This is a genomic window from Bariatricus sp. HCP28S3_D3, from assembly GCF_052065755.1.
Taxonomy (GTDB): domain Bacteria; phylum Bacillota; class Clostridia; order Lachnospirales; family Lachnospiraceae; genus Allocoprococcus.
The window spans coordinates 145,024-167,840 of record NZ_JBQHTK010000005.1 but is presented as its reverse complement, the minus strand read 5'-3'; the positions used below and the strand labels follow the sequence as shown (position 1 = coordinate 167,840).

The 22,817-nt window shown below is 44.7% G+C and carries 20 protein-coding genes, 1 tRNA gene and 1 pseudogene; 19 read left to right on the top strand and 3 right to left on the bottom strand.

Going from position 1 to position 22,817, the window contains the following annotated elements:
* Window positions 1–93: 93 nt before the first annotated feature.
* The 16 genes from ACTNB3_RS06340 to recG all read left to right on the top strand — a co-directional run bounded on the left by ACTNB3_RS06340 (window position 94) and on the right by recG (window position 16,186).
* Window positions 94–1,680 (top strand): AAA family ATPase, encoded by a 1,587-nt coding sequence (locus tag ACTNB3_RS06340; RefSeq protein WP_427820359.1) that lies wholly within the window; start codon window positions 94–96, stop codon window positions 1,678–1,680.
* Window positions 1,681–1,818: 138 nt separating this feature from the next.
* Window positions 1,819–2,727, top strand: coding sequence for an ABC transporter ATP-binding protein (locus tag ACTNB3_RS06335; RefSeq protein WP_441015697.1), 909 nt, complete (start codon window positions 1,819–1,821; stop codon window positions 2,725–2,727).
* 1 nt (window position 2,728) lies between these two features.
* Window positions 2,729–3,631, top strand: coding sequence for an ABC transporter permease (locus tag ACTNB3_RS06330; RefSeq protein ID WP_441024798.1), 903 nt, complete (start codon window positions 2,729–2,731; stop codon window positions 3,629–3,631).
* A 135-nt stretch (window positions 3,632–3,766) separates the two neighbouring features.
* Window positions 3,767–4,834, top strand: coding sequence for a response regulator (locus ACTNB3_RS06325; protein WP_441024797.1), 1,068 nt, complete (start codon window positions 3,767–3,769; stop codon window positions 4,832–4,834).
* Between the two features lie 69 nt (window positions 4,835–4,903).
* Window positions 4,904–6,388: an AAA family ATPase gene (locus ACTNB3_RS06320; RefSeq protein ID WP_427820363.1), complete on the top strand. Its 1,485-nt coding sequence runs from the start codon at window positions 4,904–4,906 to the stop codon at window positions 6,386–6,388.
* 102 nt (window positions 6,389–6,490) lie between these two features.
* The gene (locus tag ACTNB3_RS06315; protein WP_427805795.1) at window positions 6,491–7,045 is read left to right on the top strand and encodes a hypothetical protein; all 555 of its coding nucleotides are present in this window, start codon (window positions 6,491–6,493) and stop codon (window positions 7,043–7,045) included.
* A gap of 142 nt (window positions 7,046–7,187) precedes the next feature.
* Entirely contained in the window at window positions 7,188–7,931 is a 744-nt protein-coding gene (locus ACTNB3_RS06310) for a YveK family protein (protein ID WP_427820364.1), read from the top strand.
* Window positions 7,932–7,934: 3 nt separating this feature from the next.
* The gene (gene srtB, locus ACTNB3_RS06305) at window positions 7,935–8,699 is read left to right on the top strand and encodes a class B sortase (RefSeq protein ID WP_427820365.1); all 765 of its coding nucleotides are present in this window, start codon (window positions 7,935–7,937) and stop codon (window positions 8,697–8,699) included.
* Window positions 8,689–9,672, top strand: coding sequence for an LCP family protein (locus ACTNB3_RS06300; protein WP_427820366.1), 984 nt, complete (start codon window positions 8,689–8,691; stop codon window positions 9,670–9,672). The genes srtB and ACTNB3_RS06300 overlap by 11 nt, the downstream gene beginning before the upstream one ends.
* A gap of 80 nt (window positions 9,673–9,752) precedes the next feature.
* On the top strand, window positions 9,753–9,974 hold the full coding sequence (locus ACTNB3_RS06295; RefSeq protein ID WP_427820367.1) for a hypothetical protein: 222 nt from the start codon (window positions 9,753–9,755) through the stop codon (window positions 9,972–9,974).
* 90 nt (window positions 9,975–10,064) lie between these two features.
* Complete coding sequence (locus ACTNB3_RS06290; RefSeq protein ID WP_441024794.1) at window positions 10,065–10,772, top strand: CpsB/CapC family capsule biosynthesis tyrosine phosphatase; 708 nt, start codon at window positions 10,065–10,067, stop codon at window positions 10,770–10,772.
* Between the two features lie 4 nt (window positions 10,773–10,776).
* Window positions 10,777–11,517, top strand: a complete 741-nt coding sequence (locus ACTNB3_RS06285) for a CpsD/CapB family tyrosine-protein kinase (protein ID WP_427820369.1) — start codon at window positions 10,777–10,779, stop codon at window positions 11,515–11,517.
* Window positions 11,518–11,613: 96 nt separating this feature from the next.
* The gene (rpmB, locus tag ACTNB3_RS06280) at window positions 11,614–11,802 is read left to right on the top strand and encodes a 50S ribosomal protein L28 (RefSeq protein ID WP_427805790.1); all 189 of its coding nucleotides are present in this window, start codon (window positions 11,614–11,616) and stop codon (window positions 11,800–11,802) included.
* A gap of 203 nt (window positions 11,803–12,005) precedes the next feature.
* Complete coding sequence (locus tag ACTNB3_RS06275) at window positions 12,006–12,365, top strand: Asp23/Gls24 family envelope stress response protein (protein WP_427820370.1); 360 nt, start codon at window positions 12,006–12,008, stop codon at window positions 12,363–12,365.
* 17 nt (window positions 12,366–12,382) lie between these two features.
* Window positions 12,383–14,056, top strand: a complete 1,674-nt coding sequence (locus ACTNB3_RS06270) for a DAK2 domain-containing protein (protein WP_441024793.1) — start codon at window positions 12,383–12,385, stop codon at window positions 14,054–14,056.
* A 69-nt stretch (window positions 14,057–14,125) separates the two neighbouring features.
* The gene (gene recG / locus ACTNB3_RS06265; protein ID WP_427820372.1) at window positions 14,126–16,186 is read left to right on the top strand and encodes an ATP-dependent DNA helicase RecG; all 2,061 of its coding nucleotides are present in this window, start codon (window positions 14,126–14,128) and stop codon (window positions 16,184–16,186) included.
* A 148-nt stretch (window positions 16,187–16,334) separates the two neighbouring features.
* Here the strand turns inward: recG and ACTNB3_RS06260 are convergent.
* The 3 genes and pseudogenes from ACTNB3_RS06260 to ACTNB3_RS06250 form a co-directional block, all read right to left on the bottom strand.
* Window positions 16,335–16,407: transfer RNA gene (locus ACTNB3_RS06260), tRNA-Thr, on the bottom strand.
* A 171-nt stretch (window positions 16,408–16,578) separates the two neighbouring features.
* Window positions 16,579–16,785, bottom strand: a complete 207-nt coding sequence (locus ACTNB3_RS06255; protein ID WP_427805786.1) for a small, acid-soluble spore protein, alpha/beta type — start codon at window positions 16,783–16,785, stop codon at window positions 16,579–16,581.
* Between the two features lie 252 nt (window positions 16,786–17,037).
* Window positions 17,038–17,628, bottom strand: a pseudogene (locus ACTNB3_RS06250) (peptidoglycan-binding protein); the annotation flags it as partial.
* Between the two features lie 272 nt (window positions 17,629–17,900).
* On the opposite strand from ACTNB3_RS06250, the gene ACTNB3_RS06245 reads away from it, so the two are divergent.
* The 3 genes from ACTNB3_RS06245 to ACTNB3_RS06235 all read left to right on the top strand — a co-directional run bounded on the left by ACTNB3_RS06245 (window position 17,901) and on the right by ACTNB3_RS06235 (window position 22,748).
* A complete protein-coding gene (locus tag ACTNB3_RS06245; protein ID WP_427820373.1) occupies window positions 17,901–19,553 on the top strand; it encodes a recombinase family protein in 1,653 nt (550 codons plus the stop codon).
* A gap of 103 nt (window positions 19,554–19,656) precedes the next feature.
* On the top strand, window positions 19,657–21,276 hold the full coding sequence (locus ACTNB3_RS06240; protein ID WP_427820374.1) for a response regulator: 1,620 nt from the start codon (window positions 19,657–19,659) through the stop codon (window positions 21,274–21,276).
* A 2-nt stretch (window positions 21,277–21,278) separates the two neighbouring features.
* Entirely contained in the window at window positions 21,279–22,748 is a 1,470-nt protein-coding gene (locus ACTNB3_RS06235; protein WP_427820375.1) for a sensor histidine kinase, read from the top strand.
* Window positions 22,749–22,817: the final 69 nt, after the last annotated feature.

Here is a 22,817-nt window from a genome sequence, read left to right as displayed (position 1 = left end):
CATCGAGTTTTTGGGCGTGTGGATTGCTTTTGCTACTTTCGTATGGTACAATTCAATCAAAATGAATGACACTTTTGGAAGGAGTATGGGCAAATGGGAAGATTCTTGAATCCGAATAATCGTGCATTTCAGATCACACTGAACTCCGAAATATATGTAGATAAGACCGGATTAATCGAATACACTAATAAAGCGATCGATACCATGAAGGCTTTTATCTGCAACAGCCGCCCGCGCCGTTTTGGCAAATCAATTGCGGCTAATATGCTTACAGCATACTATAGTAAGGGCTGTGATTCGAAAGAAATGTTTTCTGGTTTACAGATCAGCAGCATGGATTCTTTCGAAAAATACTTGAATAAATATGATGTGATCCATTTGGACATTCAGTGGTGTCTGGCTCCGGCTAATGGGCCGGAACATGTGGTTGAATTTATTGAAAAAAGTACAATAGAGGAATTAAAAACAGCGTATCCGGGCATCCTTGCAGATTCGGTGAGTTCGCTTCCCGATGCAATGTCACAGATTTATACTGCAACAGGAAATAAATTCATAGTCATCATTGATGAATGGGATGTTCTCATTCGTGATGAAGCGGATAACAGAGAAATACAGGAGCAGTATATTGATTTTTTGAAAGGTATGTTTAAGGGTAATGAGCCTACAAAGTTTATCAGTCTTGCATATCTGACAGGAATCCTGCCGATCAAAAAAGTAAAAACGCAGTCAGCGTTAAATAATTTTGAGGAATATACGATGCTTGATGCAGGCGTGCTTGCTCCTTATGTTGGATTTACAGAAGAGGAAGTTAAGGAACTGTGCGAAAAGTATAATAGGGATTTCAGAGGAGTTGAGCGCTGGTATGATGGCTATCTACTTTCTGATCTGCATATTTATAATCCGAGAGCTGTTATAAGTGTGATGGACAGGGGCAATTTTCAAAGTTACTGGTCCCAGACAGGGACATTTGAATCTATAAGGCCTTATATCGACATGGATTTTGATGGATTGAAAACTTCGATCATTGAAATGATCTCTGGCGCATCAATCGAGGTGGATACGTCATTTTTTCAGAACGATATGGTCAGCTTTATTGACAAAGAAGATGTTCTGACGCTGCTCATTCATCTTGGATATCTTGCATATGACCAGAAGAAGAAAACTGCTTACATCCCAAATGAAGAAATCCGGCAGGAGTTTATTTCTGCTACAAAGAAAAAGAAGTGGAATGAATTAATTGCGTTTGAGCAGCAGTCGGTCAACTTATTAAATGCTACATTGGATATGGAAGCAGAAGAAGTCGCTGCTGGCATAGAAAAGATTCATGATGAATATGCGTCAGCCATACAGTATAATAATGAAAATGCTTTAAGTAGTGTACTTTCCATCGCTTTTTTGAGTTCCATGCAGTATTATTTTAAGCCAATTCGGGAACTTCCGACGGGGCGAGGATTTGCGGATTTTGTGTATATTCCAAAGCCGGAATACGTTATGGATTATCCGGCCCTGGTGGTGGAACTCAAATGGAATAAAACGGTGGATACAGCATTGAAACAGATTAAGGAAAAGAAATATCCAGAATCATTGATGCAGTACAGTGGAAACATTTTGCTGGTTGGCATCAATTATGACAAAAAGACGAAAGTTCATCAATGTGCAATAGAGATGATGGAATTCTAATCTTCGTACCATATGAACAATAAACAATCTAAATAATTGACACATTTCGGTATAATTACGTTCTATCGCAAAATTCCTGTTTCGTTTACAATATTGAAAAAGGATGAAAGAGATCCGGCTTCGCAAAGGAGAGAGAATATGGAAAATATTATTGAGATCAAGCATTTGAATAAGAGTTTTGGTGAGGTGAAAGCGGTTCGGGATCTGAGCTTTTGTGTGAAGGAGGGAGAGCTGTTTGCTTTCCTCGGCATTAACGGGGCGGGGAAATCGACGACGATCAACATTATGTGTGGTCAGCTTTCGAAAGACAGTGGGAAAATTGTGATCGACGGAAGTGATCTGGACCAGAATGTGGATGCAGTGAAGCGGGAGCTTGGCGTGGTGTTTCAGAATTCGGTTCTGGATAAGGCACTCAGTGTGCGGGAAAATCTGGAGAGCCGGGCGGCGCTCTACGGGATCACCGGGGAAGCGTTTAAGATGAGACTGAAAGAGCTGGCGCGCCTTCTGGATTTTGAAGACATTCTGAAGCGGACGGTGGGCAAATTGTCCGGTGGTCAGAGAAGGCGGATCGACATTGCGAGAGCGCTGCTCCACAGGCCGAAGATCCTGATTCTGGATGAGCCGACGACGGGACTAGATCCGCAGACGAGAAATACGCTCTGGAGTGTGATCAGTGATCTGAGAAAGAATGAAAAGATGACCGTTTTCCTTACCACGCATTACATGGAAGAGGCGGCGGATGCGGACTATGTCATCATTCTTGACAATGGAAAGATCGTGGCGAAGGGAACGCCGCTGGAACTGAAGAATCTGTATACCGGAGATTTTATTACGATTTACGGGGCGAAGGAAGAAGAAATCAAAATGCTCGGTGCAAAGTATGAGGCGATCCGGGATGCGTACCGCGTATCGGTACCGAATACGGCTGCAGCGACACAGCTGATCCTCCGCTATCCGGAGATATTCAAGGATTATGAGATCACGAAAGGGAAAATGGATGATGTGTTCCTTACCGTGACCGGAAAGAAACTGGCGGGAGGTGTGTAGGATGCGGGAATTATATGCGCTTGTAAAACGGGATACAAAATTATTTTTTAAAGATAAAGGCATGTTCTTTACTTCGCTGATCACACCGATGATTTTGCTGGTATTGTATGCATCCTTTTTGAGCAGTGTGTATGAGGATACCTTCCGCTCGTCGCTGGAGGCGGCAGGGGCATCCGTATCTGATAAATTAATCGGCGGCTGTGTAGGTGGAGAGCTGGCTTCATCGCTTCTTGCGGTTTGCTGTGTGACCGTGGCTTTCTGTTCCAATATGCTGATGGTGCAGGATAAAGTGAGCGGTGCGAGAAGGGATCTTACGATCTCACCGGTTAAAAGCAGTACTTTGGCACTGGGATACTATATTTCCACACTGATTTCCACACTTCTGGTGTGTTATGCGGCAACTGCGGTGTGCCTTTTGTATATCCGCAAAGTGGGATGGTATCTGACTGTGAAGGATGTGATGCTCCTTCTGCTGGACGTATTTCTTCTGGTGATGTTCGGAACCGCGATTTCAAGCATCATCAATCATTTTCTATCCAGCCAGGGACAGATTTCCGCAGTTGGTACGATCGTCAGTGCGGGATATGGATTTCTGTGCGGCGCCTATATGCCGATTTCCCAGTTCTCGGACGGACTGCAGAAGGTGATCTCCTTCCTTCCGGGAACTTACGGAACTTCTCTTCTGCGCAATCACGCGCTCAGGGGTGTATTTGAAGAGATGAGCAATCAGAATTTCCCATCTGAAGTGATCGAGGCGATCAAAGACTCGGTTGACTGCAACCTGTATTTCTTCGGCACGCAGGTCAGTGAGTCGATGATGTATATGATACTGGTTGGAACGGTACTTTTGCTTCTGGTGATCTATGTGCTGCTGAATATGCTGCACGGAACAAAGGAGAAATAGAAGGATTCCCAAAATGAGGAGGGGCTTCCGAAGGATAAGGTAAAAGAAATAAAAAACTGGAATTGATGCCTGCTATATGGTAAAATTTAAAAAATGTCTTGAGCATATATGTGCTTGAGTAAGGAGCTGGCTGAAATGAAAGAACATAAATTATATCGTAAGATCCGGAGCAGGACTGTGCTTGTATTTTTCGTTTGTTTGATCGGTATAGGCGGTGCCGCCTATCATATCTGTCAGTTGAGTGCACAGACACAGAAAGAACAGGCGCGCTATACGGCGCGGGCAGCATCCAGAAGAATAGAAGCGCAGATCAATAAATACCTTGTGGTGGCGGATATTTTGAAGAAACTGGTGGAAGACGGTTATGAGATTGGGCCCGATGAATTTCAGAATATGTCGAAATTCATGATGGACGATGGGGGCGTCATTGAAGGAATTGAATATGCGCCGGACGGAACAGGTGCCCTCATTCTTGATCCCCTTTTTTCTGTTTCGCAGAAAGAGCGCGTCGAAGAGAAATCTTCCGTGTATGAGATCCGTATCTGTGACAACGGGATCGGAATGAGCGAGAAATTCCAGAGAAAACAGTTCGAACTCTTTGAGCGGGAAGAAGGGGAGGAGGTTGCCGGAATCGAAGGCACCGGACTCGGACTCCCGATTGTGAAGCGGCTTGTAGATATGCTGGATGGTGAAATTACATGCCACAGCAAAAAAGGGGAAGGAACGAGTTATACGCTCCGTTTTGTTCTGGAAGAGGCAGAAAAGGAAGATACCTGTACACAGGATTCTGGCATCGAAACGGACCGCGCTTCTGCCGAATTTGAAGGCATACATGCGCTGCTCGTGGAAGATAATGAACTGAACCGGGAGATCGCGCTCTATATGCTGCAGGAAATGAAATTCCGCACGGATACGGCCGAGAACGGTGCCCGCGCAGTGGAGAAGGTGAAAGCCTCTTTGGAGGATTCGTATGATATCATTTTCATGGATGTCCAGATGCCGGTAATGAACGGGTATGAGGCGACCAGAGCGATTCGGAATCTGGAGAATCATTCTCTTGCAGAAGTACCGGTCGTTGCCATGACTGCCAATGCATTTGAAGAAGATAAGAGGAACGCCGCAGCTGCCGGGATGAACGGACACATAGCGAAACCGGTGGAGATTCAGAAGCTGGTGGAAGCGGTAAGGCAGGTATTGCAGTAGAAAATTTAGTTATCAAACAACATTTATTATACAGATAACAATTATACATACAACAGGGAGGAACTTATTATGCCAGTATTTGACTTTAAGAATTCGCCGGAAAAGGCACAAATTTCCGAGTGTACCTATACGATCTTTCGCACGAACGTGTCTGAGACATCACCGGAAAATCCAATTCTGATCCTGGATAATTCGAAAGGAGCGTTGAAGCACCACACGTGCGGAATGTTCATCAATCCGGTCAAGCGCACCGCCTTCGAAGTGAAGGAAGAAAATCAGACGGTCCAGGCGGATATCCTGAAGATCGATGCGCGTTTTGTCAGCCTGATCAAATGGCTCGGTGAAAATCATATCAGTGTCCGGCTCTCCGGTGCCGATACGGCGGAAGGATATGCGGTGTATAAGATCCGCGAAATCGCATTTGGCGGAGGAAGCAAGCTGTCCGCGGAAGACGGATTTCTTCAGTTCATGATCGAACGGCTCCTTTCCAGCAACGCGCCGACTGAGGAACTGGAAGATGAAGATCAGGAGGAAGAGGGAGACAGCATGAAGCTGACCAGCCTCCAGAGTATTACGGATTTTATGAACTGTGCGGGGCGAACGCTTCCCGACAATATCCGTCTCTGGGCGAGAAGAAATCTGGCAGTCGCGCGTTCCAATGAGGTTTCCCAGGAGGAACGCCGCCATGCACAGAGAGCTCTTTCAATTATGATGAACGTACAGTGGAAGAGCAATTATTTTGAAGCCATTGATGTGGAAGAGGCGCGCAGAATCCTGGACGAAGAATTATACGGAATGGAGCGCGTGAAACAGAGAATCATTGAGACCATCATTCAGATCAACCGGACACACACACTTCCGGCTTACGGACTTCTGCTGATCGGACCTGCCGGAACCGGAAAGTCCCAGATCGCTTACGCGGTTGCAAGGATTTTGAAACTTCCGTGGACGACGCTGGATATGAGTTCCATCAATGATCCGGAGCAGCTCACCGGTAGTTCTCGAATCTATGCAAATGCGAAGCCGGGAATCATCATGGAAGCCTTCGCCATGGCAGGAGAGTCAAATCTGGTCTTCATCATCAATGAGCTGGACAAGGCGGCTTCCGGCAAAGGAAACGGGAATCCGGCGGATGTGCTCCTGACGCTTCTTGATAACCTGGGATTTACGGACAATTATATTGAATGTATGATACCGACGGTCGGCGTTTATCCGATTGCGACGGCTAATGACAGGGATCAGATCAGTGCACCTTTGATGTCCAGATTTGCGGTGATCGAGATCCCGGATTATACACCGGAAGAGAAGAAGATTATTTTCTCAAGATTTGCACTGCCGAAAGTCATGAAGCGGATCGGTATGTATGACAATGAATGTGTACTGACGCCGGAAGGACTGGATGCGGTTATGGATATTTACAAGAATACCAGCGGTATCCGTGATCTGGAGCAGGCGGCGGAGCATCTGGCAGCCAACGCACTCTATCAGATCGAGGTGAATCATCTGGAGTCGGTGACTTTTGATGAGAAAATGGTGCGGGAACTGCTCCCATAACTGCTTCCATAGAAGAGGGGGGAATCCGGATATTGGAGCCGTCAGCTTCGAAAAGAGCGAGTACCGTATATTGGAACAGCTACATAGGAAAGAGGAAGAACAATGACAGAAACATATGAGGTGGCTGAAACACAGACAGACGAAGAAAAAGAACTGGAGAAAGCCGCTAAGAAGAAACTGGTCCGGGAAATGCAGAAAAAAGAGGAAGCGGCAGAGCTTCCCGATCAGCCGGAGACCATTGATGCAAAGGACGGTACCTACACGATCGAGGTGGAACTGGAGGGCGGAACGGGAAAAGCGGCTATCACTTCCCCGGCTGAAATGACAGTAAAAGACGGAACTGCCTGTGCCAGAATTCAGTGGAGCAGCGAGTATTATGATTATATGATTGTGAACGATGAGAAATATCTTCCGGTCAATGAAGACGGAAATTCGGTATTTGAGATTCCTGTTTATGTGTATGACAGAAAGATGGAGGTCATCGCGGACACGACAGCGATGAGTGTGCCGCATGAGATAACATATACGTTAACATTTCAAAAAGAAACAATAGAGAAAGCGCAAAATGCGTTTTCACTTTCCGGTATTGTTGTGGCTGCGGCAGCGATTGCTGCCGCTATATTTATTGTTGTATGCAAAAAAAGACGGCGCAGATAAGAATCATTTGTCTAAATTTGTTGACTTCTTAGGAGACTTTTAGTATTATTTATAGTTGGAAACAAAATGGTGCAAATTACTGATATGGATAAACGATAAAAGCCACAAACCGATAGAAATGACAGGAAGAGGAGTATGTGTTATGAGTGAATTGAGACAGGAAGAAGTACAAAGGACAAATGTTAGGGTAATGAATCCGCAGAAGGTCCAGCCGGATGATGAGATGGAGATTGATTTACTGGAATTGTTTCAGGTGCTCCTGCAGAAGGCTTGGGCGATCATTCTTTGCATGGTGATTGGTGCAGGACTTGCTTTCGGTGGAACGAAGATGCTCCTGACACCGAAGTATTCCGCGTCTTCTCAGATTTATATTTTGACAAAGACGACAAGCGTAACTTCCCTTGCCGATATCCAGATGGGTGCACAGCTTACGGTAGACTTTGAAGTGCTGGCAAAGAGCCGTCCGGTGGTTGAGGAAGTCATTGATGAACTGAATCTGGATTATACATATGAAGAGCTGGTAGAGATGATTACGACCCTGAATCCATCCGATACCCGTATTCTTAAGATGACCGTGGAGAATGAAGATCCGAATCTTGCCAAAGAGATCGCGAATGCTATGGCGGAAGTGACTGCGGAGCGTGTGGCATACATTATGAATACTGATAAGCCGAAGATTGTAGAAGAAGCGGTTACTCCGGAGAAACCTTCCAGTCCGAGCACGGTGAAGAACACAGCACTTGGCGGAATTCTGGGTGCAGTTCTCGCTATGGGTATTATTGTTATCATTTACCTGATGAATGATACGATTCAGACCGAAGAAGATGTCAGAAAGTATCTGGATCTGAATACTCTGGCAGCTCTCCCGCTGGAAAAGAGGCATTAACAGATGAAAGAAAAAGGAAGAAAAATACTGATTATTTTGCTCCTTGCGGTGGCAATCGGATGTGCAGGATATCTGATCTGGTATTATGCGTCTGCAGCAAAGTCGGCAGAATCTTATGAGAAAGCTAGAAAAGAGGCAGTGGTTGATACGACGAATCAGACAACGGATGAAGAAGAGAAAGTCGTGATACCGATTGATTTTGCATCGCTTCAGGAGACGAATCCGGATGTGCATGCATGGATCAAGATCGATGGTACGAATATTGATTATCCGGTTGTTCAGAATGAGGAGCAGGAAGAATACTATTTAACGCACACCTGGGAAGGTAAGTATGCTGCTGAAGGCGCAATCTTTACACAGGCTTTTAATAAGAAAGATTTTACTGATTTTAATACGGTGATTTACGGTCATCAGATGGGCGAAGGCGTAGAGACAATGTTCCATCAGCTGGGTAATTATCTGGACGATGAATATATGAAAAATCATAGTGAAATTGTCATCTATACACCGGATCATATTCTCACATATAAAGTTTTTGCGGCGGTAGTTTATGATGATCGTCATTTGATGAAATACTATCATTATGATGAAGAAGAGGATCGTCAGGCTTTTCTGGATTCATTAAAAAATTCAAGAGATATGAGAAATAAGTACAACGATCAGTTGGAAGTTACGACGAATGACAGAATTATCAGTCTGAGCACCTGTATCGCTGCTGAACCCGATCATAGATTACTGGTGGAGGCTGTATTGACAGATGAAAAATAAAAATATGATTATTGCTGTTCTTGCAGTGTTATGCTGTATTCTGATTGGAGGAGTAGTGTATACTGTTTTCTTTACTGATAAAGATGAGAACAGCAAAGAAAATAAAATCTCAGAATCAGAGTCACAGGAAGAAACAACAAATTCGGATAAAATTGTAGTTGACGGTGTGGAATACAGACCGAATACGAATATACAGACAATTTTATTTATGGGAATCGATAAGCAGGCCAAGGGTGTGGATGGAAGCAGACCTGGTGAAAACGGGCAGAGTGATAGCCTGAATCTGTTGATCGTAGACCGTGAAACGAAACAGGCGAAGATTTTACAGATTAACAGAGATTCTATGGTTGATGTGGAAGTATATTCTGTAGACGGAGTGAAAGTGCGAACAGAGCCCATGCAGATCGCACTTCAGTATGCATATGGTGACGGAGAGGAGCAGAGCTGCCGCCTTACGGCAGAAAGAGTATCGGAACTCCTTTATGGAGTGGATGTTCAGTCCTACCTGTCGCTTACGCTTGAAGGGATGAGTGAGATAGCTGATGCGATCGGTGGAGTTCAGATGACAATTCCTGAAGACTATACGGCGATCGATCCTGCATTTGTAAAGGGCGCTACGATCACGATGGACGGTAAGCTGGTTGAAAAATATGTTCGTACAAGGGATATTGACGAGCTTGACAGCAATCTGGACAGAATGAAGCGTCAGCAGCAATTTATGAATGCTCTTATCCAAAAGATACAGGGTATGGAAGGCCAGGCGCAGTATATGAGCCTTTATCAAAAAATGGAGCCGTATATGGTAACGAATATGACTGCTGAAGAGATGCTTGCTCTGAAGGAATATCATATAGATGATCAGACTATGGAAGTACCTGGTGAGGTTATTTACAAGGACGGACACGCCCAATATATTGTTGACAACGAAAGTTTACAAAAAAATGTATTGAAAATATTTTACAAAAGCAACTAAATGTGTTATAGTATAGCCTGATAAGGATACAATTTAAATTAGTATCACAATCTTCTATCAAAATAAGGAGGTAGATAGCGATGAAATCAAAATTTGTTAAATCTCTTGGCCTTACAGTAGCTATGGTTGCATGTGCTGGTATGACTGCTTTGGCTGCACCGAGCCCAAGCGCAAAAGTTGAGCAGACAACAACTACAGAAGCAAGCTCACCTAAGACAAGTGCATCTGCAGCATCTGTAGCTGCTGTTGCCGGACTTGCAGCATTAGCCGGAGCTAAAGCTCTTGAGAAGAAAGAAAACTAATTGGTTAATGATGTGATTGGAAGAAAAACTCTTCTTTGTGGTGGGACCATCTGACCGCAGGAAGAGTTTTCTGCTTGTAGGAGTATAAAAATGAATTTGATTGACATTCATTGTCATATTCTCCCTAAAGTTGATGACGGTCCGGATTCCGTTGAAGAATCCCTGAAGATTCTGAAAGATATGAAAAGACAGGGAATAAAGCATGTTATCGTTACGCCGCACTATCGTCCGGAGATGTTTGAACCATCAATGAAAAGGGTTATTTATTCATATCGGCATTTGCGCGATATCGCATATAATATGGGCGTGTCTATGAGCCTTGGCTGTGAATACTATCGGAATGAACAGATCATAGAACATATGGATAACAGAATCAGACCGAGTATGGCCGGAAGCAGATATGTGCTCGTTGAGTTTTCGATGAATGATCTGTTCCCGACGGTTCGGAATTATGTGTACGAGCTGATCACTCATGGATATCAGCCGATCATCGCACATGTGGAGAGGTATTTCTGTTGTCAGAAAATGGAAAAGATTCAGGAACTGAAGGACATGGGAGCATTGGTTCAGTTGAATGCAGGGTCAGTGCTGGGGGAAGAAGGATGGAAGCTTAAGATATTCTGTCTGGATCTGATGAAGAAGGATCTGGTTGATTTTATTGCGTCGGATACGCATAATACGAGTGACCGGAAACTCAATTTGAAGAAATGTGCTTCTTATGTTACGAAAAAAATGGGAAAACAATATGCAGAAAGGATATTTTTCAATAATCCATTAAATATATTGAAGAACAGGTGATCAGATGAAAAGAGTGAATATAACGCTTGAACAGAAAAGCTATTCAAACCGGGAAGAAATCAGGGCACTCCGTACGAATCTGCAGTTCTGCGGAGATGATAAACAGGTTATCATGATGACCAGTTGTCTTCCTGGAGAAGGAAAAACATCGGTGTCGATTGAATTGACAGAAGCGATTGCAGACATGGGTAAGACTGTCATTCTGGTGGACGCAGATATGAGAAAATCCGCCATGGCATCCAGATTGAAAGTAAGTGAGGTGGACAAAGGATTGTCGCATTTCCTTTCAGGACAGTGTACATTGGCAGAGGCAATTGTAGCTACAAATGTTCCGAAAATGCATATGCTGATGTCGGGACCTCTTGCACCGAATCCGACAGAACTTCTGGAGACCAAGAGATTTCAGGGTATGGTTGACTCGTTACGCAAGGTCTATGATTATGTCATTATCGACTGCCCGCCTCTGGGGCTTGTCATTGACGCCGCGATCATTGCGCGTGAATGCGATGGGGCGATCCTGGTGGTAGAGTCATCCAAGACCAAATACCGTCTCGCCCAGGAAGTAAAGGGAAAACTTGAACTTACGGGTATTCCGATACTTGGAGTTGTACTGAACAAAGTAGAACGTAAAAAAAATAAGGGTTACTACAGCAAATATTACGGCAAAAACTATAAGAAAAAAGGATATGGCGAGTATTATGCCGCGGATACGGCTGGTAAGAAATCGAATAAATCCAAAAAATAGTATTTTTTCTCTTGCATTTATCGCTAATATCTGATAAAATAACCATTGTTGTGAGTCCATGCATTTGGACATATTTGAACGGTAGGAGGTGCAATCATGGCTAAATGTGCTATTTGTGAAAAGAGTGTTCACTTCGGAAACAACGTAAGTCACTCTAATAGAAAATCATCTAAGATGTGGAAATCTAACGTTAAATCTGTAAGAGTTAAGACAGAGAACGGCGGAGTTAAGAAAATGTATGTTTGTACAAACTGCTTGAAATCCGGTCGTGTAGAAAGAGCTTAATTATCAGATTGAAGCAGAAGAATCCGGCAGATCATTTGAGTTGGAACGGAAGAGAGAAAGATTATTTTGAAATTATCTTGCATACTCAGACAAGTAGAGAACCGAGTGTTGACAGCTTAGGTTCTCTTTTTCTTGTAAAATAGTTCTGAATAGAGTATAATAATAGAAGCCTATATGGAGTCGTAGAATTGGAGGTACAGATTATGAAAGGTAGTATGAGTACTGATTTAGGTATTATTACCGTTGACCTTGATGTCATTGCAAAATATGCGGGTTCTGTTGCGGTAGAGTGCTTCGGAATCGTTGGAATGGCAATGGTGAATGTGAAAGACGGACTTGTAAAGCTTCTGAAGAAGGAGAGCCTGACAAAGGGAATTCGTGTTTCCATTACGGATGATAACCGTATCACGCTGGATTTTCACGTGATCGTAGCTTACGGGGTGAGTATTTCTGCGGTTACAGAGAACCTGATCAGCAACGTTAAATATAAAGTAGAAGAGTTTTCCGGAATGACTGTCGATAAGATCAATGTCTATATCGAAGGTGTGCGGGTAATCGACTAATTAAGGAGGATCTTGTCGTGGCAACGAAAACTATCAATGTGGAGATGCTTGCTAAGATGTTTCTTGCAGGCGCGCAAAATATTGAGGCGAAGAAGGAATTTATCAATGAACTGAACGTATTTCCGGTACCGGATGGAGATACGGGTACGAATATGTCTCTGACGATCATGGCGGCTGCCAGAGAGGTGACTGCTCTGGAGAAGCCGGATATGGCCTCTCTTGCGAAGGCAATCTCTTCCGGATCATTACGAGGAGCAAGAGGTAACTCCGGTGTTATCCTGTCCCAGCTTCTCCGTGGATTTACGAAAGCGATCCGTGATGAGAAGGAGATCGATGTTCCGACGCTTGCGAAAGCGCTGGTTCGTGCGAAGGAAACTGCTTACAAAGCGGTCATGAAGCCGAAGGAAGGAACGATCCTTACCGTGGCAAGAGGAATCGCGGAGAAGGCGGAACAGATGGCCGAAGAGACGGATGATCTGGAGATATTTATTCCGGAAGTTATCAAAGAAGCGGAAGTTGTTCTTGAGAAGACACCGGAGATGCTGCCGGTTCTGAAGGAAGCAGGTGTTGTGGATTCCGGCGGACAGGGACTTCTGGAAGTGATTCGCGGAGCTTACGATGCATTCCTCGGAAAAGAGATCGAATACAAAGCGATCGAACCGGGAAGCGGAGTTAATGTGACGAAGATTTCGGCTGATGCAACGGCGGAGATCAAGTTCGGATATTGTACCGAATTCATCATTTTGCTGGAAAAAGAATTTACAGACGAGGACGAGGCCGGATTTAAGGCTTATCTGGAATCCATCGGTGATTCCATTGTCTGTGTGGCGGACGATGATGTTGTCAAGATTCACGTACACACGAATGATCCGGGACTTGCGATTCAGAAAGCACTGACATTCGGACAGCTCTCCAGAATGAAGATCGACAATATGCGTGAGGAACATCAGGAGAAGCTTATCAAGGATGCCGAGAAGCTTGCAAAGGCACAGGCTGAGGAAGCAAAGGAAAAAGCGGCACAGGAACCGCGCAAACCGGTTGGATTTATCGCAGTTTCCATCGGTGAAGGTCTGAATGAGATCTTCCGTGAGCTGGGTGTGGATTATATCATCGAGGGCGGCCAGACCATGAATCCGAGTACGGATGATATGTTGACAGCGATTGAACATGTCAATGCCGATACGATCTTTATTCTTCCGAATAATAAGAATATCGTGATGGCAGCGAATCAGGCGCGGGATCTTACCACGGACAAGCATATTGTAGTGATCCCGACAAAGACGGTTCCGCAGGGAATCACGGCTGTGATTAATTATAATGCAGAGCTGAGCGCTGCCGAGAATGAAGAGGCTATGCTTGAAGAGATCAAGAATGTGAAGACCGGACAGGTAACGTACGCGGTTCGTGATACACACATTGATGACAAAGAGATCCATGAAGGAGATATCATGGGAATCGGAGATCATGGAATCCTCGCTGTCGGCACTGCGATCGAGACGACGACGAAGGACATGCTCGCACAGCTGGTCGATGAAGATTCGGAACTGATCAGCCTTTATTACGGCGAAGATATTTCCGATGAAGAGGCTGAGAAATTCACGGCTGAACTTGAGGCACTGTATCCGGATATGGATGTGGATGTGCACAGCGGCGGTCAGCCGATCTACTATTATGTTCTGGCAGTTGAGTAGAATTTGAAAGTTGGAATGGGAGTGTTGTGTAATGCTCCCATTTTTTTGATAAGAAAAGGGATTATTGGCATGAATGAGCAGTCGAGAATCAGTGAACTGAAAGGAATAGGGGAAAAGACGGAGAAACTGTTCCAGAAAATGGGCGTATATACAATCGGTGATCTGCTGCGGTATTATCCGCGCGGGTATGATGTCTACGAAGAACCCGTCAGTGTGGGAGAGCTGGAAGAAGGAAAGGTTCAGGCTGTTAAAGGCGTCATTTACGGAAGAGTCCAGACGGGCGGAAGTAGAAATATGCAGGTGACGACAGCCTATGTGAAGGAACTGACCGGTACGCTGAAGGTAATCTGGTTCCGGATGCCGTTTCTGAAAAATACATTGAAAAGCGGTGCTCCGATTATCGTCAGAGGGCGTGTGATCGATAAGAAAGGTCAGCTTGTCATGGAGCATCCTGAGATTTTCAGCCCACCGGAGAACTATGAGGTCAAACAGGGGACGATGCAGCCGATCTATCCGCTCACAGCCGGAATTACCAGCAATGCGGTTGCGAAAGCGGTGCGTCAGGCCCTGGATTATCTGGATCTGAGCCGCGATTTTCTCCCGAATGATGTGAGAATGCGGTATCATCTGGCTGAATATAATTATGCGCTGCACGGAATTCATTTTCCATTGGATAAACAGGAATTCTATCATGCACGGCAGAGACTGGTATTTGAAGAATTTCTTACGTTTATTCTTGCACTCAGGCAGACTCGCGAGAAGAGTGAACGCGCGGAAAATGGATTTGCCATCGAGAAGAAAGCACAGACGGATGCATTTCTTGCGGCGCTTCCCTATGAACTGACAGGGGCGCAGAAAAAAGTGTGGGAACAGATCGAAACAGAAATGACGGGCTCCTATGTGATGTCGCGCCTGATCCAGGGCGATGTGGGATCCGGGAAAACGATTGTCGCGGTGCTGGCGCTGATGCTCGCGGGACTGAACGGGATGCAGGGAGCCATGATGGCACCGACGGAGGTGCTTGCAAAACAGCATTACGAGTCGGTGACAGAATTGTTTGAAACTTATCATATCCCATTAAAAGCTGAACTGCTGACCGGCTCCATGACGGCAAAGGAGAAACGTCTCGCGTACGAGCGGATTGCAGGTGGTGAAGTACAGATCATTCTCGGAACGCACGCGCTGATTCAGGAAAAGGTGGTGTATCAGAATCTGGCGCTGGTGGTAACGGATGAACAGCACCGGTTCGGTGTCCGCCAGAGAGAGGCACTTGCCGGAAAAGGGAGAATTCCGCATATACTTGTCATGAGTGCCACGCCGATTCCGCGTACCCTTGCCATCATTCTGTACGGTGATCTGGACATCTCGGTCATCGACGAACTGCCCGCGAACCGCCTCCCGATCAAGAATTGCGTGGTGGATACCAGCTACCGTCAGACGGCCTATCAGTTTATGAAAAAGCAGGTTGCTGCGGGAAGACAATGCTACGTGATCTGTCCGATGGTGGAAGAGAGCGAGGCGATGGAAGCGGAGAATGTCATGGATTACGCTGCCATGCTGCAGGAAGAGATGGGAAATGGTATCTGTGTGGAGGCTTTGCACGGTAAAATGAAACAGACGATGAAGGATTCGATCATGGAACGGTTCAGCCGCAATGAGATCCAGATTCTGGTCTCCACGACGGTTATTGAAGTCGGAATCAATGTGCCGAACGCGACGGTCATGATGGTAGAAAATGCCGAGCGATTCGGACTGGCCCAGCTTCACCAGCTCCGCGGCCGCGTGGGACGAGGCGAACACCAGTCGTACTGCATCTTCATGAGCGGTTCCAGAACAAAAGAAACGAAAAAACGTCTGGAGATTCTGAACAAATCCAATGATGGGTTTTATATTGCGAATGAAGACCTGAAACTGCGCGGCCCCGGCGACCTTTTTGGAATCCGGCAGAGCGGGCTGATGGATTTCCGCATCGGAGACGTATTCCAGGATGCCGATGTGCTGAAAATGGCAAATGATGCGGCAAATAGGATTTTGGATGAGGATCCGGCACTGGAGATGGAGAAACATTGGAAATTGAAGCATCATCTGGAAGAGTATTGTGCGAGTGCGGATCTGGAGGCTACGTTGTGATGTCTGAATCTGGAGGATGACTGTAATGTAGAAATGGGGCGATTTTTAGCCCCATTATTTTTGATGTTTTCTGTTGGATAAAAAAAGAACTTCCCCATGATAAGGGAAGCTCTATTAGGTAATACTGATAAGGATACTGGATAAATAAAGCTGGAAATCGGACTTGAACCGACGACCCCTTCATTACGAGTGAAGTGCTCTACCGACTGAGCTATTCCAGCAAGTACTCCTTCGCAGTAACAAAACTATTATAACAAATTCTGAACAAAATGCAATAGTTTTTTTAAAAAGATTATGATGATTATGATGAACATCAGAAAATATCCGCCTCTCCTTTCCCTTAGAAAAGGAGAGCGGATATTTCCCGGCTTTATCGCCCGATTGCTTTGGCGCTATTTACCTGCCATCTGTTTTTCCTGCTGTTCGATCATTTTCTTAACCATATATCCGCCGACAGAACCATTCTGTCTAGAAGTCAGGTCTCCGTTATATCCGTCGGATAACGGCACTCCCAGTTCGCTGGCAACCTCGTACTTGAATTTGTCAAGAGCGCCCTTGGCTTCCGGAACGGCTGCTCTGTTTGATGAACGACTTGTCATTTCAATTTCCTCCTTTTGTAATGTTTTTCATTTTCATTTTTAGCTGTAACTTCTTTTTAGATGTTACGATGATAGTATATGGAGAAAAGAAAGTCTTAAACTGGAAGTTGCTGTTAAAACTGGGTGATTGTGAGAAAGATTATTATTGTTAAATAATCAACATATTGTGGATATATCAGTGGCATATAGTATTGTGAATGATAAAATGTTTGTTCTTGCATAAGAAATGACAAGCAGGTGGCATTGGTGCAACTAGACCAGTTCGGCAATCCGGGACACACCGACGTAGATCTCTGATATTTTATACCAGGTCGGATAATCAACGGTGCCGGTCTGGGGCAGGCCGAAAACGGATTGGAATACGCGGACTGCTTCAGAAGTGGCAGGGCCGTAGATTCCGTCTGCGGCAATTTTCGGAATCGCCGGATAAGCATCCGAGATCACATTCAGCTGTTCCTGCATCTGGCGCACTTTCTCGCCGGATGATCCGATCCCCAGTGTGTATCCGGGCCAGGACGACGGTATTCCGGAGATCTCCTGAGCGGTATTGATATACATATTGTCGCCGTAATAATAGCGAAGGATCTCGATTGGAGTGTAGCCCTGTTCTCCGAGAGCCATGCTTCCCCACTGAACCATCCAGTTCGGGCACTGTACCTGCCTTCCGTCACAGTACTGGGTCAGGATCGGCTGACGCACATTCGGGCGGGAGAGATAATTCCCGAAGAGTTCATCCACGATCACCGAGATCGTATCGTAAATGTTCCGCTCCGGAATCCATTTGTGATCGAAGGCGGTGGAAGAGGTGATCGTAAAATCATAGCCCTGATTCCGGTACCCCGAAACCGTCACTGATTCGGGGTGGGAAAGGAAAAGGATCGTGTTTTGTGCCGCCGGTAAAAATGGTTCTGTATAGGGGAAATAAAAAGTAACATTTTCAGGATACATTTCATATGATTTATAAAAAATATAAGGGCGACAGATATGAACGTGGTCATAGAATTCGCTAAGGAAACGCAAGAAAGAGAGAAGCTTCTAAAAGAAGTAAAGGAAATCATGATTCGGGAATGCCTGTCTCAGAAAGAATTTTGGAAAGAAAGGACAGTAAAAAGAGTATGAAAAAAGTCAGGATGCTGCTGCGTGTCAGTTCGAACCATCAGCTGGACCCGGACGGAGACCTGAAAATACAAAGAGAAATTGTCATGGAGTATATTTTGGCACACGAAGACTGGCAGCTTGACGTGAAAGAATATTTTGAAGGGGCCCAAAGCGGGTATCGGAATCATGTAAAAGACAGGGCAATCTTATACGAGGTACTCGAGGATGCGAAAATGCAGGAATTTGACATTCTGGTGGTCTATAAGGATGATCGGATCGGAAGGCTGATGTGGGAGATCGGAGCCTATATCATGCAGCTCAAATCGTACGGAGTCGACATTTACACGACAAAGGACGGATGTATTTCACCGGACAGAAGTGACATTATGGGACAGATGATGCTTGCCCTCCGGTACGGAAATGCGCAGAAATCAAGTGCGGATACGGGGCAAAGAGTGAAGGATACTGCGCAGAAACTGGTAAAAAACGGCAGATTTATGGGCGGAAAGGCGCCCTATGGATATAAGCTGGAGCTTTCCGGAGAGCTTTCCAAACACGGAAGGGCGTTGCATAAGCTGGTTATTATTCCCGAACAGGCGGATGTGGTCGCTTATATCTACGATCTTTCTTATCGAAAAGAATTGGGTTCCGGAAAGATAGCGCAGGTCCTGAATGCGGATGTAACCTACAGCAAGCTGGCACCGAACGACGTATGGAAAGCGGGGACCGTCACAAGTATTTTGACGAATCCGGTATATTGCGGGTATGTTGCATACAAGAGACGTGAGAAAAACAATGGCAGATACCACAGACTGGGACAGGAAGACTGGATTTACGCAGAGAAAGAAAATGAAGAACTGAGGATCATTGATAAGGTAAGATGGAATCAGGTGCAGGAAAAACGGGAACGGCGAAGGCCATGCCTCCCAAATGGGATTCCATCCGGCGCAAAAAGGGCAATGCTGAGAAATGACGGAAATCTGCCGTTGATCGATGTCATACATTGCGGATACTGTGATGCGAAACTGACCAACGGGAGCCGTTATAATTATTGGACGATCAAGGCGACCGGAGAAAAGAGAACCAGCCGAACGCCGCTGTACCGGTGTCCTTTTGCTTCGGATGGGAGGGTACATGAGGGTAAAATGCATTTGCCGGCTGAGAAAATCGAGAATATCGTATTTCAGTATGTGGGAAACTATCTGGACGATGTTATGAATCCGGATGAAATCAAAGCGAAGATTTATGAACAGAATCAAAAAATTATTCGCAGTGTACAGACGAAGATCCGCCAAAAGGCGGGAGAGATTCAAAAAATACAGGACGATATCGATACTATGAAAAAACATGTACCGGAGGCTATGAGAGGAGAATATCCTCTGGAAATCGGGATTCTGGCAGATGCAATCATAGATCTTGAAGAGAGAAAAGCTATAGAGCGAGAAGCAACAGCCAAGCTGCAGGAAAAACTGAGGGAGCTGCAAGAGGAAAAAGAGGAAGGGTATACCTTCGCTGATTGCATGCCGTCCTGGAAGGATGTATTTTGCAGGGCAGATCGGCTGGTGAAACGAGTGATCATTGACAGATTAGTAGAAAAAATTATCGTTACAGATGAGAAACTAACCATTCGGTTCAAATTTGCCCCGAATCTTTTCGATAACAATAGTTAAATCATACATTATATGGTAAGATGTATAGATAAAATATTAAATGATCATCTAGGTTCAGGCAGAGTGCACGGCATGGTGTTGGAAAAATAAGGGGGAACACAGTATGGGAATCAAAGTATTTCTTGTGGAAGATGAAATGGTCATACGAAACGGTATCGTAAAAAGTATAAACTGGGAGAAGGAGGGATACCGCCTTGTCGGTGAAGCGAGTGATGGAGAACTGGCGTATCCTATGATTCTGAAAGAAAAGCCGGATATTCTGCTCACCGACATCAAGATGCCGTTTATGGATGGACTGGAACTCAGCAGGCTGGTCAAACAGGAACTCCCGGATACTAAGATACTGATCTTCAGTGGTTACGATGAATTTGAATATGCGAAAGAAGCCATTCGGATCGGCGTGACAGAATATCTGCTGAAGCCGGTTTCTTCCGAACAATTACTGGAGGTTATGAGGCGGATTTCGAAACAGATCGAACAGGACAGGGAAGAAAGAGAGATATTGCGACAGTATCAGGAAGATATGAAGGAAAATGTGGAGCGGGAGAGGCAGAATTTCTTCAGCCACGTGATCCGTGGTGAAGTATCCATCGGCGAAGCGGTCAAAAACGGGAAAAAGTACGGAATGGATCTGAGTGCCGGGTTCTATAGTATTATTCTGTTTAAGATTTTTTCTACGCCGGAAGAGAATATTGTGTCAGAACATATCTGGAAAATCTGTGAGAAAATCGAAACAAAGGTGGATGAGATTTCATACGCGTACTATTTTCAGAGGGGGATCGACGGCTGGGTCTTCCTGCTGACGGCAGAGAGTAAGGAGCAGATGGAAGAAAGACAGAAGAATCTCTGTGACTGTCTGGCAGAAATTATGAAAAATGAAAGAAAAGTAGAATATTTTGGCGGAATCGGGAAACCGGTCGAAAGAATCCGAAATCTGGGGCAGTCTTTCCGGGATGCAGAACGGATTTTTGCGGAGCGATTCACGAGACAGTCAAATCAGTTCTTATCGGGATTCGAGAAAATGGATGTTTACAAGGATGATGAATTCCAAATAAAAGACTTGGGAGATGTGGGAAAATCAAGGGAAATGATTGAAAAATTCCTGAATAACGGAACAAAAGAAGAACTGGAAGAATTCATGGACACATATTTTATCCGTATGAAAGAAGACAAACTACAGTCTACCCTTATGCGTCAGTACATCATCATGGATATCTATATCGTAATCATGTCTTTTTGCGAAAAAATAGATGCAGTAAATCATGATTATCAGCAGGAGACAGAAAAACTGAAATCCACGATACAGAACATGAATTCTGTGTCTGAGATCAGGTCGTATATTACATATATGTTGAATCAGGCGATTGAATTGCGTGACTCGATCAGTAAGAAGCGGTATGCCGACATCATCAAGGCGGCGGAGAAAATGATTTCGGAGCATTACATGTCAGAGGAAATCTCGTTGAATTCCGTTGCCGACAGTGTGGGAATGAGTCCAAGCTATTTCAGTTCTGTTTTCAGCAAAGAATCGGGCAAAACATTCGTGGAATTCCTGACGGAGACCAGAATGGAAAAGGCAAAAGAACTCCTGATGTGTTCTGCGCTTAAGACTTCTGAAATCGGATACGAAGTGGGATATAAAGATCCGCATTATTTCAGTTATATCTTTAAGAAGACACAAGGATGTTCGCCGAAAGATTACCGTGCCCGTGGAAAGGAATAGAGATGCAAAAACAAAAGAAAATATCACTGAATCAGAGGCTGCTTCTGATTGCGGGCACGGCCTTTGTACCGATGCTGTTCTGCCTTATGTATGCGCTCGTTTCATTGAATAATGCGACGACGGCCTATTCAAAGATTACACATAATGTTACTTATGCCAATCAATGTATGGAGTTCAAAGACCGCATGGATTACAGTATGTATCTTGCCGTGATCGGGAAAAAGGATTATGAGGTGCTCGGAAAAGGAGAGATGACGGTCAACGGAACTGTGACTGTCGATCCGCTTAAATATATTGGGGAAACAAAGAAGAAGTGTATGGAATTGTCGAATCTGGCAACAGTGGAAATTAGCAGAAGCCAGATGAGACGAATGCAGAATATTCTGGAATCATTGGAGTATCGTGTTGTGGAGATGGAACGTATGATCAATGGAGAAGGTACGTATGATGAAAACATGGATTATCTGGATCAGAATATTTACATGCTCACATCCATTATCGAAGAAGGCTTTATCAGTTATATTCAGAACGAGACAACCAATCTAAATGAAGTCAGAAAAGAGCAGGAAGAGCAGAACAGACGTGTGTACAGTTTCTGTATCGGAATTTCGATTCTGGCCATTTCCGCTTCAGTGTATTTTACGATCAAGGCACTTCAAAGTGTGACAGTTCCGATCCGCAAACTGTGCGATCTCACGCAGAAGGTTGCGGAAGGTGATTTCACGGTCAAGTCGAAGGTGGATGATATGGATGAGATCGCTGTGCTTACCCGGAGCTTCAACGAAATGACGGAGGAAATAGGCGGCCTGGTCGATGATATCAAAGAAAAAGAGAAGAATCTCTATCTGATGGAAACGAAGCTTTTGCAGGAACAGATTAACCCGCATTTCCTGTATAATACGTTGGATACGATCGTATGGCTTGCGGAAGACCGTCAATACAAAGCGGTTGTTTCTATGGTTACCTCGCTTTCTGGTTTCTTCCGTTCCACGCTTAGCAGTGGGAAAGATTTTATCACTGTGAGAGAAGAGGAAAATCATATTGAGAGTTATCTGAAAATTCAGCAGGTCCGGTATCAGGATATTATGGAGTATCAAATCGAAATGGAACCGGAGACTCTGGATATCATGATTCCAAAACTGCTGCTTCAGCCGCTTGTGGAAAATGCACTTTATCACGGAGTGAAGAAAAAAAGAGGTAAGAGCACCATTCTTGTGCGGGGATGGTGTGAGGAAGAGCGGCTGATCTTCAAGGTGATCGATAATGGAAAAGGGATGACGCTGGAAGAACTGGATCATCTCCGCGAGAATATCAGGAGAAATCCAGATGAGAGAACTTCGAAGAGCTTTGGCCTGGCAAATGTAAATCAGAGAATACAGCATTATTATGGGAAAGAATACGGACTGTTTATCGAAAGCGAACTGGGAGTGAAGACGGAAGCAACGATTATCATAAAGACGAGTCTTTCATAAAAAATCCAACTATTTTCATAAAAAATTAAAAACAAACATCTTGATTTTTAAATACATGAAAAAATTGAA

What these genes read in the sequence shown, in the direction of transcription:
- ACTNB3_RS06340 (WP_427820359.1), top strand. Translation starts at nt 94, where the DNA reads ATGGGAAGATTCTTGAATCCGAATAATCGTGCATTTCAGATCACACTG.
- ACTNB3_RS06335 (WP_441015697.1), top strand. Translation starts at nt 1,819, where the DNA reads ATGGAAAATATTATTGAGATCAAGCATTTGAATAAGAGTTTTGGTGAG.
- ACTNB3_RS06330 (WP_441024798.1), top strand. Translation starts at nt 2,729, where the DNA reads ATGCGGGAATTATATGCGCTTGTAAAACGGGATACAAAATTATTTTTT.
- ACTNB3_RS06325 (WP_441024797.1), top strand. Translation starts at nt 3,767, where the DNA reads ATGAAAGAACATAAATTATATCGTAAGATCCGGAGCAGGACTGTGCTT.
- ACTNB3_RS06320 (WP_427820363.1), top strand. Translation starts at nt 4,904, where the DNA reads ATGCCAGTATTTGACTTTAAGAATTCGCCGGAAAAGGCACAAATTTCC.
- ACTNB3_RS06315 (WP_427805795.1), top strand. Translation starts at nt 6,491, where the DNA reads ATGACAGAAACATATGAGGTGGCTGAAACACAGACAGACGAAGAAAAA.
- ACTNB3_RS06310 (WP_427820364.1), top strand. Translation starts at nt 7,188, where the DNA reads ATGAGTGAATTGAGACAGGAAGAAGTACAAAGGACAAATGTTAGGGTA.
- srtB (WP_427820365.1), top strand. Translation starts at nt 7,935, where the DNA reads ATGAAAGAAAAAGGAAGAAAAATACTGATTATTTTGCTCCTTGCGGTG.
- ACTNB3_RS06300 (WP_427820366.1), top strand. Translation starts at nt 8,689, where the DNA reads ATGAAAAATAAAAATATGATTATTGCTGTTCTTGCAGTGTTATGCTGT.
- ACTNB3_RS06295 (WP_427820367.1), top strand. Translation starts at nt 9,753, where the DNA reads ATGAAATCAAAATTTGTTAAATCTCTTGGCCTTACAGTAGCTATGGTT.
- ACTNB3_RS06290 (WP_441024794.1), top strand. Translation starts at nt 10,065, where the DNA reads ATGAATTTGATTGACATTCATTGTCATATTCTCCCTAAAGTTGATGAC.
- ACTNB3_RS06285 (WP_427820369.1), top strand. Translation starts at nt 10,777, where the DNA reads ATGAAAAGAGTGAATATAACGCTTGAACAGAAAAGCTATTCAAACCGG.
- rpmB (WP_427805790.1), top strand. Translation starts at nt 11,614, where the DNA reads ATGGCTAAATGTGCTATTTGTGAAAAGAGTGTTCACTTCGGAAACAAC.
- ACTNB3_RS06275 (WP_427820370.1), top strand. Translation starts at nt 12,006, where the DNA reads ATGAAAGGTAGTATGAGTACTGATTTAGGTATTATTACCGTTGACCTT.
- recG (WP_427820372.1), top strand. Translation starts at nt 14,126, where the DNA reads ATGAATGAGCAGTCGAGAATCAGTGAACTGAAAGGAATAGGGGAAAAG.
- ACTNB3_RS06255 (WP_427805786.1), bottom strand. Translation starts at nt 16,785, where the DNA reads ATGACAAGTCGTTCATCAAACAGAGCAGCCGTTCCGGAAGCCAAGGGC.
- ACTNB3_RS06245 (WP_427820373.1), top strand. Translation starts at nt 17,901, where the DNA reads ATGAAAAAAGTCAGGATGCTGCTGCGTGTCAGTTCGAACCATCAGCTG.
- ACTNB3_RS06240 (WP_427820374.1), top strand. Translation starts at nt 19,657, where the DNA reads ATGGGAATCAAAGTATTTCTTGTGGAAGATGAAATGGTCATACGAAAC.
- ACTNB3_RS06235 (WP_427820375.1), top strand. Translation starts at nt 21,279, where the DNA reads ATGCAAAAACAAAAGAAAATATCACTGAATCAGAGGCTGCTTCTGATT.